The sequence below is a fragment of the Plantactinospora sp. ZYX-F-223 genome (assembly GCF_039649625.1).
In the GTDB taxonomy this organism is placed as follows: Bacteria; Actinomycetota; Actinomycetes; order Mycobacteriales; family Micromonosporaceae; genus Plantactinospora.
Genome location: NZ_JBDJAV010000021.1, coordinates 50,105 through 63,635, shown reverse-complemented (window position 1 = coordinate 63,635; position 13,531 = coordinate 50,105). Strand labels below are relative to the sequence as shown.

Below are 13,531 nucleotides of genomic sequence, written 5' to 3'. Positions count from 1 at the left end.
GCCGTCTCCGGACGCACCCGGCCAGCCGGGATCCGGTTCGGTCACAGGGTCCGCTCGTAGCTGGCCCAGGCGATGTGCGACTCGTGCAGGGTGACGGTGATCCCGGTCAGCCCGCGCGCCCCCGCGCCGAGCGAGCCCGCGTGCACCCGGTCGGCCAGCCGGTCGGCGATGATCTGGGCGAGCGCCTCGGTCGAGGTGTTGATCCCGGACAGTGACGGCTCGTCGTCCAGGTTGCGGTAGTTGAGTTCGCCCAGCACCTCGGCCAACTGTGCGGAGGCCAGCCCGATGTCCACGACGATGTTGTCCGCGTCGAGTTCGGGACGGCGGAACGTGGCGTCCACCACGAAGGTCGCCCCGTGCAGCTTCTGCGCCGGGCCGAAGACCTCACCCCGGAAGCTGTGCGCGATCATGATGTGGTCACGGACGGTGATGCTGAACAAGGATTCTCCTCCTGGTGTTTCCGCTCGGGATGCGCGGTGGCAGCTACGGATAGTCGACCCGGTGGCACAGGGCGGGCAGCTCGCCGCTGACCAGCCGGGGGAGTGTCTCCGGCAGCTCCTCGAAGTCGCACGCGCCGGTGATCAGGGCGTCGAAGGCCGGGTCGGCGAGCAGTTCCAGGGCGAGCCCGAGCCGGTCGGCGAAGGTACGCCGTCCGCGTACGTTCGGTGACACCGTGCCCACCTGACTGCTCCGAACGACCAGTCGGCGGGAGTGGAAGTTCTCGCCGAGCGGCACGCTCACCTGGCGGTCGCCGTACCAGCTCAGTTCGACCACGGTGCCCTCCGGGGCGAGCAGCTCCAGCGATCGGGTCAGCCCGGCCGAGGTGGCGCTGGCGTGCACCACCAGGTCACGGTCGCCGGCCGCCTCGGCGGGCAGCGCGAAGTCGACGCCGAGCGCGGCGGCGACGCCCGCCCGGCCGGGATCCGCGTCGACCAGTTGCACCCGGGCGCCGGGGAACCGGGCGAGGACCCCGGCGACGGCGCTGCCGACCATCCCGGCCCCGACGACCGCGATCCGGTCGCCGACCAGGGGAGCGGCGTCCCAGAGCGCGTTCACCGCGGTCTCCACGGTGCCGGCGAGCACCGCCCGGGCCGCCGGCACCCCGTCCGGTACGACGGTGACCGCCGACGCCGGCACGACGTACCGGGTCTGGTGCGGGTAGAGGCAGAAGACGGTACGGCCGACCAGGTGCTCCGGTCCCGCCTCGACGAGCCCGACGTTGAGGTAGCCGTACTTCACCGGGCCGGGAAAGTCGCCGTCCTGGAACGGGGCGCGCATCGTCGCGTACTGGCTGGGTGGCACCTTGCCGGCGAAGACCAGCGTCTCGGTGCCCCGGCTCAGCCCGGAGTGGAGGGTGCGGACCAGCACCTCGTCGGCACCGGGCGGCGCCAGCGGCACCGGCCGGATCTCGCCCCTGCCGGGTGCGGCAAGCCAGAAGGCCCGGGCACGCACTGTCATCAACTCCTTTCCCGGCGCGATGAACCGAACGCGGACGTTTTCCGTTTCCACGGGGGTGGGCAGCGGCAACGATACGCGGCACGTTGATCGTGCCAAACCGTGACGGAGGAACGTTGACTGTCAGTGATCACCCGATCGCAACATCCCTGGTCCGTCTGCGTCCCGCGCGGCACCGGACAGTGTCCCCGCCGCTCGTCGGCGGCCGCCCCGTACCGGTCCAGGTGGGCTCGGCGGCGGAGGTGGACGGGCCGGCGGTGGGGCTGGCCGTCCAGTTCGTCCTGCTGGCGGCGCTCTCCGCCACGGTCGGGCTGGGCCCCGCCGGCTGGTTGGCCGGTTCGGCGTACGCGGTGGTCACCTGGCTGCTGCTCGGCCGTGGAATGCGTCGGTCCGGCGCCCGGATGCTCGGCGCGGCCAACCAGGTGACCCTGGCCCGGGCCACCCTGGTCGGCGGGGTGACCGCGCTGGTGGCGGCCTCCTTCTGGTCGCCGGCCCCGGTGGGGCTGCTGGTCGCCGTGGCGGGGGTGGCGCTGGCGCTGGACTGGGTCGACGGTCAGGTCGCCCGGCGTACCGGCACGACCTCCGCGCTCGGCGCCCGGTTCGACATGGAGGTCGACGCCTTCCTCATCCTGGTGCTCAGCGCCTATCTCGCGCAGTCCCTCGGCGCCTGGGTACTCGCGATCGGCGCCCTCCGGTACGCCTTCGTCGCGGCCGCCTGGGCGCTGCCGTGGCTCAAGGCGGCCCTGCCGCACCGGTTCTCCCGGAAGACTGTCGCCGCGATGCAGGGCATCGTGCTCGCGGTGGCGAGTTCCGGCCTGCTGCCCGGGTCGCTGGCGTACGCCTCGGTCGGGCTGGCGCTGGCGCTGCTCTGCTGGTCCTTCGGCCGGGACGTCGGCTGGCTGTGGCGGGCCCGCCACCGAGACCCGGCGCCGGCCGGTTTCCGCTGAACATCTCCCACCCGTCCGCGCGGTCCGTCGTGGCCGCAGGTGACGGACGGTCAGCGGAGGCGCTCGGTCGTCACCGGGATCAGCCCCGCCATCCTGGCCGCCGTGGTCAGCTCGCGCAGCAGCGGACCGACGGCGTCGTCGCGGCTGCCGGCCAGGTCGGCCGTCAGGTCCAGGCACCAGGCGGCGCCGGCACCGATCCGGCGCAGTTCCCAGGTGAAGGCGTCGGCGCCGATCCGGCGTCGAGCGGTGCCGGCGACTCCGGTCAGGACGCCGGTGGTGCCGTGCCCGGGCGTCATCCGCCAAGTGGCGAGCAGTCCGGTCAGGCCGTCCGCGTCGAGCCCGGCGGTGAAGAAGACCCGGTAGACCCGGGTCTCGGCGAAGCCGGCGGTGGCCGGGCCCGGGTTCAGCCGCAGCGGTGCGGAGGTGGGCAGCCGGATGCCGGCGTCGAAGTATCCGCGCAGCACCTCCTCGCCCGGCAGTTCGCCCCCGCCGAGATGGCGGTAGACGAACTCGACTTCCTGCCGGTTGGCGCCGACGACCCGGTCACGCAGTGCGGCGTCGGTACGTATGCCCCGGCTGAACGCCGAGGCGCCCTGCCAGCGGGAGCCGCCTGCCGTCCACCCGGTGCTGTCGAGCCGGACCGCCGAATGGTCTTCGTCCAACCGGAACTCCTCGACGAGGATCCCCGCCGGGCCGGCGAAGTCCCGGTTGTCGGGCTGGACCAGGTAGTAGTCCAGGTTCGAGCCGGCGGCGAGCGGCCTCGCGGCCGACCCCGGCCGGGATCCGGCTCGGGGCGGCAACCAGGTCGCACCGTCCGGCCTCGCGGATACCGTCGACATGTCCTGCATTCTCGGCCGGGATCCGCTCCGGCGGTCGCGGCTCGCCCGGAGCGGTCGCCGGAAATGTTCCGGCGCGTCCGGCACCGGGACGCTCAGCGGACCTCGGGAACGGTCGGCTCCTGCTCGTCGTAGCGGCCGAGGGTGCCCTGCCAGGCGGCCCGCCAGCGACCGTCGGCGATGATCCGCTGCAACGTCTCGGCGAGCCAGGCCCGGAACGGCTCGTCACCCCGGCGCAGGCCGATCCCGTACGGCTGCGGGGCGAACGCCGGGCCCACCAGCCGGAACCGCGCGGTGTTGCCGGCGACCAGGCCCACCAGGGTCGGTCCGTCCCCGGCGATCGCGTCGACCCCGGCGGCGGCGAGCCGCTCCGCGCACTCCTGGTAGGTGCCGAGCGACGTCAGCGCCAACGACTGGCCACCGAGCTGATCTTCGAGCTGGCTGCCGTGTGGAGTTCCGGTGACGGTGCAGGTCCGGCGGCCCTTGAGCAGCGACTCCGGGCCGGTGATCGTGGTCTCGTCGGCGCGTACCAGCAGTCGCTGCCCCGGTAGGTGGTACGGCCCGGCGAACGCGACCCGTTGGGTGCGGGCCTCGGTGATGGTGTAGGTGGCGATGACGAGGTCGACCCGGCCCTGCTCGATGAGCTCTTCCCGGACCGTCGACGGAGCCTCCGTCCACTGCACGTCGGCGGGGTCGAGGCCGAGTTCGGTGGCGATCAGCCGGCCGATCTCCACGTCGAATCCCGTCATGGTCCCGTCCGGTTCGCGGTAACCGGTGCCGGGCAGGTCGAACCTGCTGCCGATCGTGATCCGCCGCGCCTCCTGCAATCGTCGCATCGTGGTGCCGTCGGCGAAGGTCGGCGTCGGCTGCGTGGGGTCGGCGGCCCGACCGCCGGGCCGGTCCCACGGGCGCAGTACCACGGCGACGGCCAGCACGGTCAGCACGGCCAGCACGAGCACCCCGGCGAGCAGGACCCGGCCGCGTCCCCGGGACGGCACCGACCGGCCCGTAGGCACCGACCGGACCGTGACGGCGGTCGACGGATCGGCCCCCGATACCGGAGTGGACGTGCTGGGCAGTGGGGCCGGAGGGGTGGTCGGTGGTGGGCCGGGCGGCGATGGGGCCGGAGGGGTGGTCGGTGGTGGGCCGGGCGGCGATGGGGCCGGAGGGGTGGTCGGTGGTGGGCCGGGCGGCGATGGGGCCGGTGGGCCGGGCGGTGGTGTGGCCGGGCCGGCCGGCAGCATGTCGTCCGGCGGCACCGAGAGGGCACCCTCGGCCACCACGAGTTCCGGCTGCTCGGTGACGACCGGCGCCACCCCGAGGGCCCGGTGCAGCAGGGTGGCCGCCAGCGGGATCCGGCTCGCACCCCCGACCAGGACGATCGTGGCCGGTCCCGCTCCGGGGCCGGCCGAGCGGACCGCCGCCACCGTCACCTCGACGGTCCGGTCCAGCACCACCCGGGCCAGTCGTTCGAACTCCTCCCGGCCGACCGGCACCGACTCGTCGAAGAGCGGGACGTGCAGGTAACCGACCGAGGTCCGGCTCAGGCTCTCCTTCGCCCGGCGGGCCTCGTCCCAGAGGGTCAGTGCGGCGCGGCGGTCGGTGTCGTCGTCCGGTGCGGTCAGCCGCCGCCACCGGACCGGATCGCGGTCCGCCAGCAGTCGACCGACGTACCCGACGAGCGCCGCGTCGAGGTCAAGCCCGCCGGTCTGCGGCAGTCCGTCGGTGGCCAGCACGGTGAAGCCGCCCGTCGCGGTGCGGCGGACCACGGTCGCGTCGAAGGTGCCCGCGCCGAGGTCGTAGATGGCGACGTGACCACCGGCCGGCACGGCCAGTTCACCGGCCCCCACCAGGTAGCTCGCGGCGGCGACCGGCTCGGCGGCGAGCCGGGGCTCGGGCAGGCCGGCCTCGACGGCGGCGGCCACCAGCAGCGCCCGCCGGGTCGGCCCCCAGGTGGCGGGCACGGTGAGCAGCGCGGATCCGGGCCAGCCCGGCCCCGCGACCCGGGCGGCCTCGTCGGCGACCCGGGCCAGCGTGGCGACCACCAGCGAGGTGACGGAGACCTCCCGGTTGCCGAGCCACACAGTGCCGTCGCCGATGCGCCGCTTCGGGTACGGCTCGAAGCCCTGTGGCCACCGCCGGGCGGCGCCGGTGGCGTCCTGACCGGACAGGACCGTGCCGCCGTCCTCGACACAGGTGGCCGAGGAGAGCAGCGGCGACCCATCGAACAGCAGCGGACGGGTACGCCCGTCCGGCCAGCGCAGCACAGCCACGGTGTGCGACGTGCCGTAGTCGACACTCAGCCGGAACCCTCCGTCCGCCACCCCGGCAGCCTAGTCGGCCGTCGATGGCCGGGGACGTCCGGCCCGCGCCGGACGTCCCCGACGCCGGGACGGCCGAGGAAGTCCCCGGCCGTCCCGGCCTGATGCGCTGTCGCGGTCGTGGCGCCGTCGGCGAGGACGGGGTTCCGGCGACGGAGGTCGAGAACGGGATGGCGGCTCCGACCTCTGCTGCGTGGTGCCCCAAGGGTGCCGCCGCGCCGACGACCGAGGGCGCGACATCGTGACCTGGAAAGGAAGATCATGGGACAGCAGGTGGTGCACTTCGAGATCATCGGCGCCGATCCGGCGGCGCTCCGCAGCTACTACGGTGAACTCTTCGGCTGGCGGTTCGGCGTCGGCGACGCCGCCACCGAGGCGGTCTCCGCGCCGGGCGAGTACGGATTCGTCGACGGGAGCGCGACCGGCGACGGCACCGGGATCAACGGCGGTGTCGGCGGCGGTGCCGGATACCAGCGCCGGGTCCTGTTCTACGTGGGTGTCCCCGACGTCGAGGCGGCTCTGCGCAAGGCCGAGAGCCTCGGCGGGACCCGGGTGCTGGGGCCGGCACCGGCCAGCGGCGGGCCGCTCGCGGTCGGGCACTTCACCGATCCCGAGGGCAACCTGATCGGGGTCGCCGGCCCGCCACGCTGACCGGTGACGTCCGGCGCCGTCCGGGCCCCGGACGGCGCCTACGGCGAGGGCCTACGTCCGGTGCCGCCTCCGCCGTACCGCCCGGGCTATCCCGGCGGGAGCAGGGCGCCCGCGTCCGGCCAGACGCAGCGCAGCTTGGCCGGGCGGCCGTTGAGCCGGCCCGGTACGTCGCCCGGCGGCCGGGTGTACGACCGCTCGGCGACGCGGCCGCCGAGCGCCGAGTAGAAGGCCCGGGCGGCGGTGTTCTGCTCCAGCACCCACAGGTACATCGCGTCCGTGGCGCCGCGCTCCAGCACCGTGCCGGCCGCCCGGCGCATCAGCGCGGCGCCGATGCCGTGCCGGTGGTGGGCCCGGGCCACGTGCAGGTTGTCCACCAGGGAGCCCCACCGGGCGTCGTCGTCGAGGATGACGTGGACGAAGCCGGCGAACTCCCCGGCGATCTCGGCGAGCACCGTGACCCCCTGCGGTGCCGGGTCCGCCAGCCGGGCCGACCAGACCGCCAGCCGGTCGGCGAACACGTCACCGTCCAGATAGGAGTCCGTGTACGCACCCCGGTAGTGCCGGCGCCAACTGTCGGCGTGCAGCCCGGCGACCCGCTCGGCGTCACCGACGTTCGCATCCCGGAACGACACCGCCGCCACGTTCATCCGCCACTCCCGCCGTCGCGCCGGCCGCCCGCACGCCCGGCCCCGTCGACCACCGGACGCTACCAGCCGGCCTCGCGCGGCTCCCGCGCATTTCCGCTCCGGCTGGGACAGGCCGGCCGGGTGCCCACCCGGAACCTTCGTCAGGTCCGGTGGGACGGCTGTCCGGCAGGGACGCCCGGCCCGCCGGGACGGCCCAGGCCGGCGATCCGGGTGCGTACCCGCGCCGCGTCGGGGTGGCCGATGTCGGTGAGGATGGCCAGCGCCGCCCGCCACGCGGTCAGCGCCGCTCCCGGGTTGCCGGCGTCGAGCTGGGTGTCGCCGAGACTGGTCAGCGCGTCGGTCTCGCCGTACCGGTCGTCGGCGGCCCGGAAGAACTCGACCGCACGCTGATAGCAGGCGATGGCGTCCGCGTGGTTGCCGAGCCCGTGGTACGCGTACCCGAGGCTGTCCCAGGCGTTGGCCAGCCCACTGACGTCCTTCTGTTCCTCGTGCAGCCGGACCGCCTCCCGGCACCGCTGGAGCGCGACGTGATAATCGCCGAGCTGCGCGTGGTACCACCCGGTGGCGTTCAGCGCGCTCGCCGCGCCCACCCGGTTACCGGCGGCCCGGAACAGTTCGAGGGCCCGCTCGGTGTGCGCCAACGCCCGGTCGTGCCGGCCCTGCCGGGCGTACGCGCGGCCGATGCCGCGCTCGGTGCTCGCCTCGCCGGCCGGGTCACCGAGCTGACGGAACAGGGCGAGGGCCTGCCGGAGCTGCTCGTGCGCCTCGTCGGCCCGGGACATCCGCAGGTAGACCAGGCCCAGGAAGCGGTGTGCCTGCGCCTGCCCGAGGTCGTCGCGGTCCGCGTTCGACTCCAGGGCCCGCTGCTGCGCGTGCACCCAGTCCTGCCAGTGCACCCGCCGGTTGAGGAACATGCTGACCGACCAGGCGAGCTGCCAGGTGTGGGTGGCCCGGCCGGCGTCGGCGGCCAGGTCGATCACCCGGAGCAGGACCAGCCGTTCGGCGTCGAACCAGGCGAGCGCCGACGTCCCGTCGGCGAACCGCTCCGGCTCGGCCCCGGGTGCCGGCTCCGCCAGGGTGATGGAATCGCTGCGGACGTAGAGCCGCCGGTCGGCCTCGTACGCGGTGTGCAGGTAGTGGTCGAGGATGCGGTCCAGCGCCTCGGCACGCTCGGCCGGCGGGACGCCGGCCTCGGCGAGTTCTCCGGCGTAGGCCCGCAGCAGGTCGTGCAGGGCGTACCGGCCGGGCTCGTCGGTGGCGACGAGGTGCGCCCGGTGCAGTTCGTCGAGCAGGCGCCGGACGGTCCGGCGGGTGGCACCGAGCAGGCTGGCCGCGGCCGGCACGGTGATCGTCGGCCCCGGGTGCAGCCCGAGGTGCCGGAAGAGTCGCGCCCCCTCGACGCTCAGCGTCCGGTACGAGCAGAAGAAGACCGCGCGCAGGTCGGTGGCCGGGTCACCGGCGCTGAGGGTGTCGAGGTCGCCGGCCTCCGCCAGCTCGGCGGCGAGCGAGGCCAGCGACTGTCCCGGGTGCGACACCGCCAGCGCGGCGGTGATGGCGAGCGCGAGTGGCAGCCGGGCGCACCAGCCGATGAGCTGCTCGACCGCCTCCGGCTCGGTGCCGACCCGGTCGTCGCTGATCCGGTCGGCGAGGAAGTCCCGGGCCTCGTCGAGGGTGAACAGGCCGAGCGGGACGGGGTGCGCGCGGTCGGTGGCGACCAGCCCGAGCAGGCTGTCCCGGCTGGTGACCAGGGCCATGCTGCCGGCGGCGGTGGGCAGCAGCGGCCGGACCTGCTCGGCGTCCCGGGCGTTGTCCAGCAGCACCAGCAGCCGGCGGTCGGCGATCAGGCTGCGATAGAGCCCCTGCTGCCCGAGGTAGCTCTCCGGGATCCGCTCGGGGCGTACCCCGAGGGCCTCCAGGAAGGCCCGGGTCGCCGCCGCCGGTTCGAGCACGGCACCGGCCCGGTCGTATCCCCGGAGGTTGAGGTGGAGCTGCCCGTCCGGAAAGTGCGACGCCACCCGGTGCGCCCAGTGCACGGCGAGGGTGGTCTTGCCCACCCCGGCCGTACCGTGGATCAGCGCGACCGTCGCGCCCGGCTCCTCGGCGGAGAGCAGTTTGTCCAGCTCGGCCAGCTCGCCGGTGCGCCCGACGAACGCCGCCACCCGGGTCGGCAGTTGCGCGGGCGGGGGTGCCGGGGGCGGGGCGTCCCGCTGGTCGTCCCGGAGCGCGTGGTCGAGGGCCGCCGCCAGCTCGGCACCCGGATAGAGCCCCAGCTCGTCGTCGAGCCGGGCACGGATCCGGTGGAACGCGTCGACCGCTGCGGCCCGCTGGCCGGATCCGGCGAGTGCGCGGACCAGTCGTGCGTGCAGCGGCTCGTGCACCGGTTCCACGTCCACGAGTACGCCGAGCCGGCGCACCACCGCCGCCGCCTCCCCCTCGGCCAGGGCCAGGTCGGCGTAGTCCAGCGCGGCGGTGATCCGGCGCTGGTGCAGGGCGACCGCGGCCGGGTGCTGTCCGAGCTGGTCCGGCAGGTCGGCGCCGACCGGGCCCCGCCAGCAGTCCAGCGCCTCGGCCAGCCGCTCGGCGTCCGGCCGGCCCGTGCCGGTGTCCTCGGTGAGCTGCCGGAACCGGAGTACGTCCAGCTGTCGGGCGTCGGCGGAGAGCCGGTAGCCGACGGCGGTGCTGTCGATCCGCGGCGCCCCCGGCCCGGCCGGCAGCAGCCGGCGCAGCCGGGCCGCGTACGTGTGCAGCAGGTTCTGCCAGGTCGCCGGTGGGGTGTCCGGCCACAGCACGTCGGCGATCTCGTCGCGGCCGACGTCGGTACCGGGCTGGATGGCGAGCAGGGCGAGCATGCAGCGCGGTTTCGCCGCGGTCAGCGGTACCGGCCGGCCGCCCCGGCTCAACCGCAGCGGACCGAGCACGGCGAGCCGCACCGCACCGGCCGGCTCACTCGGCTCCGGCTGGTCGAGGTCGTCTCCGCGCAGCCCCAGGGCCCTGGCGAGCTGGTGGACCGAGGCGCCCCGATCGGCGCCGGGGCGCTCGCCCTCGACGTTGCGTACCGTCCGCACGCTCAGCCCGGCACGCCGGGCCAGCTCCTCCTGGGTCCAGCCCAGTTCCTTGCGCCGGCGCCGCACGTACTGTCCCCAGGCCACGTCCCGCACTGACCCTGCCCCCCACCGACCGGCACCGATAACGCCGGCTGCGTCGCCGATGCCGGATACGCTCCATTCTGCCTGGTCATCGACGCGCGGCACTGCCGGTTCTGCTCCTGATCCGCTCCATAACGCCTCGATACCTTTTCCGTGTCCACATTGGTTCGGGCCACGACCGGGCGGCGGGGGCGTCCGGAGCGGACGGAACGACTGGTGGTCGGCTCGCTCAACGGGGGGTGGCGCCGGCCGGTTCACCGCCCGGTCGTTGGTCCGGACCAGCCGCCCTGTCACGCATCCGACTCCGTTCCCGGGCGTGGCCGGCGGCAGGAGCGCCGACCGGAGCCCGTGCCCGTTACGTGCCGGGCACCGGGCGCCACCGGACCGACGACCGCACGGCGGACCGACGACCGGACGGCGGACCGATCCGACGAATGGAGGAGCGGCGATGACAGCCGGAACAGGCCGGCGGGTGACCGGGCGCCGCTCGTGGGTCGGGGCGATCAGCCGATTCAGGCCGGGAACGCTCCGGACGGACGGGTTGGCGGCGACCCGCTGACCCGAGGTTGCCCGCGGACGGGTGCGGGCGGGCACCCGGACGCGGGCGGGTCCGGCCCGGACCAGGGCGGTCCGCCTAGACTTGGCCGCGCAACGCGGAGGAGAGTCGTCGTGCCCCTGACCAGTGACACCCGTCCGGCGCCGGCCGGCGAGGCCCGGCCCGCCGAGGGCCAGCCCGAGACCCCGTTCCTGGTGGTCGACCCGGAGCGGGTGGGCCGGAACATCGCGCGGCTCCGCTCCCGGCTGGCCGGGTTGGGCACCCCGCTGCGCCCGCACGTCAAGACGGCGAAGTCGCTGGCGGTCGCCCGGCTGCTCTTCGACGGCGAGCCGGGGCCGATCACCGTGTCGACACTGCGCGAGGCGGAGGTCTTCGCCGCGCAGGGCTACACCGACATCCTGTACGCCGTCGGGCTCGCCCCGCAGAAGCTGGACCGGGTGGTGGCGCTGCACCGCGCCGGGGTGTACCTCCAGGTGCTGCTGGACAGCGTCGCCCAGGCCGAGGCGGTGGCCGCCGTCTCGACCCGGACCGGGGTACGCGTTCCGGCGCTGATCGAGATCGACTGCGACGGGCACCGGGCCGGGCTACGCCCGGACGACCCGACGGCGGTGCGGATCGCCGAGACGCTGGAGCGGGGCGGAGCCGAGGCCCGGGGCGTGCTGCTGCACGCGGGCGGGTCCTACCACAGCCGGTCCCGGGCGGAACTGGTCGCGGCGGCGGAGAACGAACGGGCCGCCGCCGTCCGGGCCGCCGCCGGGCTCCGGGCCGCCGGCTTCGCCGCGCCGGTGGTGAGCGTCGGCTCGACCCCGACGGCGCACTTCGCGGCGGACCTCACCGGGGTCACCGAGGTCCGGGCCGGCAACTTCGTCTTCTTCGACCTGGTGATGGCCGGGATCGGCGTCTGCACCGTCGACGACCTCGCGATGTCCGTGGTGGTCACGGTCATCGGCCACCAGCCGGAGAAGGGCTGGATCGTCACCGACGGCGGCTGGATGGCCACCTCGCGCGACCGGGGCACCTCGGCACAGCCCGTCGACCAGGGTTACGGCCTGGTCGCCCGGCTCGACGGGCCGCTCTATCCGGACCTGCTGATGACCGACGCCAGCCAGGAACACGGCATCCTGACCGTCCGCCCGGGCAGCCCCGCCGCGCTGCCCGACCTTCCGGTCGGTACCCGGGTGCGGATCCTGCCGATCCACGCCTGCGCGACCGCCGCCCAGCACGACGAGTACCTGGTGCTCGACCCGGCCACCGGAGCCGTCACGGAGATCTGGCCCCGGCTGCGCGGCTGGTAGCCGAGGCGGTCGTCACCGCGTCAGCCCGACGTGGTACGCCGGCTTCCTGCCGCCGGCCGGGTAGTGGAATATCGATGTGACCTGGTGGCGACGCTGGTCTCGCTGACCCTGACCCCACTCGCGGTAGGCTGCCGGACAGGCGGCGGCCGCTCGGGCCGGTGGACGGCACGGTGGTCTGTGTCGACCCGCCCCGGCCCCGACGGCTCCGCGCGACCGGCCGGTGCGCCACCGGTGCCGGCCCGAGCCACGGGGGTGCAAGCGGCCGTGACGTCCGACGGGGTCTCCATCGCGCTGATGGGCATCGACGGCTGCGGAAAAACCACCCTGGCCGGCCAACTCCGCCGCACACTCGCCGACGCCGGCCTGGAGGTGGTGGATCCCGGGCTGAACGCCGCGCTGTCCCGCACCGGCCTGCCGGCCGGCTATCCCCGGTCCAGCCTGGAACTGCTGGCGCTGGAGGCGTGGCGGCTGTTCTACGCGGGCAGCACCGTGCACGGCCGCCCCGCCGAGGAGGCGGTCGCGGCCGCCTTCGCCTCGTCCGGCATCGCGAAGCTGGGCGAGGGCCTGCCCGGCGGCCCGCCCGGGGTGCGGCAGCCCGGCATCGTCGTCTCCGCGCTCATCGAGTTCGCCGGGCACTACCTGCTGCGGGCCGAGCTGATCCAGCCGGCCCTGCTGCGCGGCGCCGTCTGCGTGTCGGACGGGTTTCCGCTGAAGAACGTCGTCCGTACCCTGCGGCTCGCCCAGCGGATGCCCGACCCGCCGATGCCACCCGGCGCGCTGGACACCCTGGTCGACGCGGTCCGGGCGTCCTACGGGGACGCGTACCTGCAACCGGAGATCGGCATCCTGCTCGACGCCGATCCGGAGCTGGCGTACCGGTGGCGGGTGTCGCAGACCGGACGAATCGAGCCCGGCGCCGACCTCTCGGTGACCGGCCGGACCGGGCCGGAGTCGTACCTGCGGTTCCAGGCGGCGATGGCCGACGAGTACCGGGCGGCGGCGCGGGAGTGGGGCTGGCACGTGCTGCCGGTGGACGGCCGGCCGCAGTGGCAGACGGTGGCCGAGGCCGTCGACATCGTGCTGAAGCATCCCCGGATCCGCTACCGGATGGCCGCCGTGGCAGCGGCTGACCAGGATTCCTGACTCTGCTGCCGGGGAGTTGCCGGGCCCGACCGCCGCCCGGGGCCCGATCAGTCGAGGAAGGCGAGGACGACAACTCCGAGTCCCAACGGCACGTCCAGCAGCATGCAGAACTCCGCCAGCGACCGGGGCACGACCTGGTTGCGCCGGTAGTGGACGAGGTCCCACACTCCGTGGCTCGCCAGTAGCAGGCCGGCCAGTACCAGTCCGGCGCGGGGCGCGACGGCGAGCGTGGCCACGGCGAGGCCGCCGTACCCGATCAGGGCCCCGACCTGCGCGGTGAACGCGGGACGGGGTGCCCGGCCGAGCAGGCCGACGAGGACCAGCGCGACCGCCGCGACGCCGAGACCGGCCCACCAGGCCAGTCCGGTGATCTTGCTGACCGCGATCACCAGGCTCCCGCCCGGAATTCCCGCCCAGGCCACCCACGGCCGGTCGAACGCGGCGGCGCCGAGGTAGCAGAGCGTGGCCACACCGACCACGATGGCCACCGACTCGTGATCCGCGCCGAGCACCAGTTGCGGTACGGCGACCGCC

The 13,531-nt window shown here is 74.8% G+C and carries 11 protein-coding genes; 4 read left to right on the top strand and 7 right to left on the bottom strand.

Features of this window, described 5'->3' with window-relative positions:
• Positions 1–41: 41 nt before the first annotated feature.
• On the bottom strand, positions 42–440 hold the full coding sequence (locus AAH979_RS21730; RefSeq protein ID WP_346259948.1) for a 6-carboxytetrahydropterin synthase: 399 nt from the start codon (positions 438–440) through the stop codon (positions 42–44).
• A 43-nt stretch (positions 441–483) separates the two neighbouring features.
• On the bottom strand, positions 484–1,458 hold the full coding sequence (locus AAH979_RS21725) for a zinc-binding alcohol dehydrogenase (protein WP_346259947.1): 975 nt from the start codon (positions 1,456–1,458) through the stop codon (positions 484–486).
• A gap of 179 nt (positions 1,459–1,637) precedes the next feature.
• On the opposite strand from AAH979_RS21725, the gene AAH979_RS21720 reads away from it, so the two are divergent.
• On the top strand, positions 1,638–2,402 hold the full coding sequence (locus AAH979_RS21720; protein ID WP_346259946.1) for a CDP-alcohol phosphatidyltransferase family protein: 765 nt from the start codon (positions 1,638–1,640) through the stop codon (positions 2,400–2,402).
• Positions 2,403–2,452: 50 nt separating this feature from the next.
• Here AAH979_RS21720 and AAH979_RS21715 read toward each other — a convergent pair whose 3' ends face one another.
• Together AAH979_RS21715 and AAH979_RS21710 are read right to left on the bottom strand one after the other, a co-directional pair.
• Positions 2,453–3,241 carry a hypothetical protein gene (locus AAH979_RS21715; RefSeq protein ID WP_346259945.1) on the bottom strand — a complete coding sequence of 263 codons (789 nt, stop codon included), beginning with the start codon at positions 3,239–3,241 and terminating at the stop codon, positions 2,453–2,455.
• Between the two features lie 92 nt (positions 3,242–3,333).
• Positions 3,334–5,562, bottom strand: coding sequence for a transporter substrate-binding domain-containing protein (locus AAH979_RS21710; RefSeq protein WP_346259944.1), 2,229 nt, complete (start codon positions 5,560–5,562; stop codon positions 3,334–3,336).
• Positions 5,563–5,820: 258 nt separating this feature from the next.
• Between AAH979_RS21710 and AAH979_RS21705 the strand changes: the two genes are divergently transcribed.
• Complete coding sequence (locus AAH979_RS21705; protein WP_346259943.1) at positions 5,821–6,210, top strand: VOC family protein; 390 nt, start codon at positions 5,821–5,823, stop codon at positions 6,208–6,210.
• A gap of 86 nt (positions 6,211–6,296) precedes the next feature.
• On the opposite strand, the gene AAH979_RS21700 is transcribed toward AAH979_RS21705, so the two are convergent.
• Both AAH979_RS21700 and AAH979_RS21695 read right to left on the bottom strand, forming a co-directional pair.
• Positions 6,297–6,857 carry a GNAT family N-acetyltransferase gene (locus AAH979_RS21700; RefSeq protein ID WP_346259942.1) on the bottom strand — a complete coding sequence of 187 codons (561 nt, stop codon included), beginning with the start codon at positions 6,855–6,857 and terminating at the stop codon, positions 6,297–6,299.
• Between the two features lie 140 nt (positions 6,858–6,997).
• Positions 6,998–10,015 (bottom strand): BTAD domain-containing putative transcriptional regulator, encoded by a 3,018-nt coding sequence (locus tag AAH979_RS21695; protein ID WP_346259941.1) that lies wholly within the window; start codon positions 10,013–10,015, stop codon positions 6,998–7,000.
• 657 nt (positions 10,016–10,672) lie between these two features.
• Between AAH979_RS21695 and AAH979_RS21690 the strand changes: the two genes are divergently transcribed.
• Entirely contained in the window at positions 10,673–11,854 is a 1,182-nt protein-coding gene (locus AAH979_RS21690) for an alanine racemase (RefSeq protein ID WP_346259940.1), read from the top strand.
• 264 nt (positions 11,855–12,118) lie between these two features.
• Positions 12,119–12,997 carry a hypothetical protein gene (locus AAH979_RS21685; RefSeq protein WP_346259939.1) on the top strand — a complete coding sequence of 293 codons (879 nt, stop codon included), beginning with the start codon at positions 12,119–12,121 and terminating at the stop codon, positions 12,995–12,997.
• Between the two features lie 47 nt (positions 12,998–13,044).
• Here AAH979_RS21685 and AAH979_RS21680 read toward each other — a convergent pair whose 3' ends face one another.
• The gene (locus AAH979_RS21680; RefSeq protein ID WP_346259938.1) at positions 13,045–13,485 is read right to left on the bottom strand and encodes a hypothetical protein; all 441 of its coding nucleotides are present in this window, start codon (positions 13,483–13,485) and stop codon (positions 13,045–13,047) included.
• Positions 13,486–13,531 lie beyond the last annotated feature (46 nt).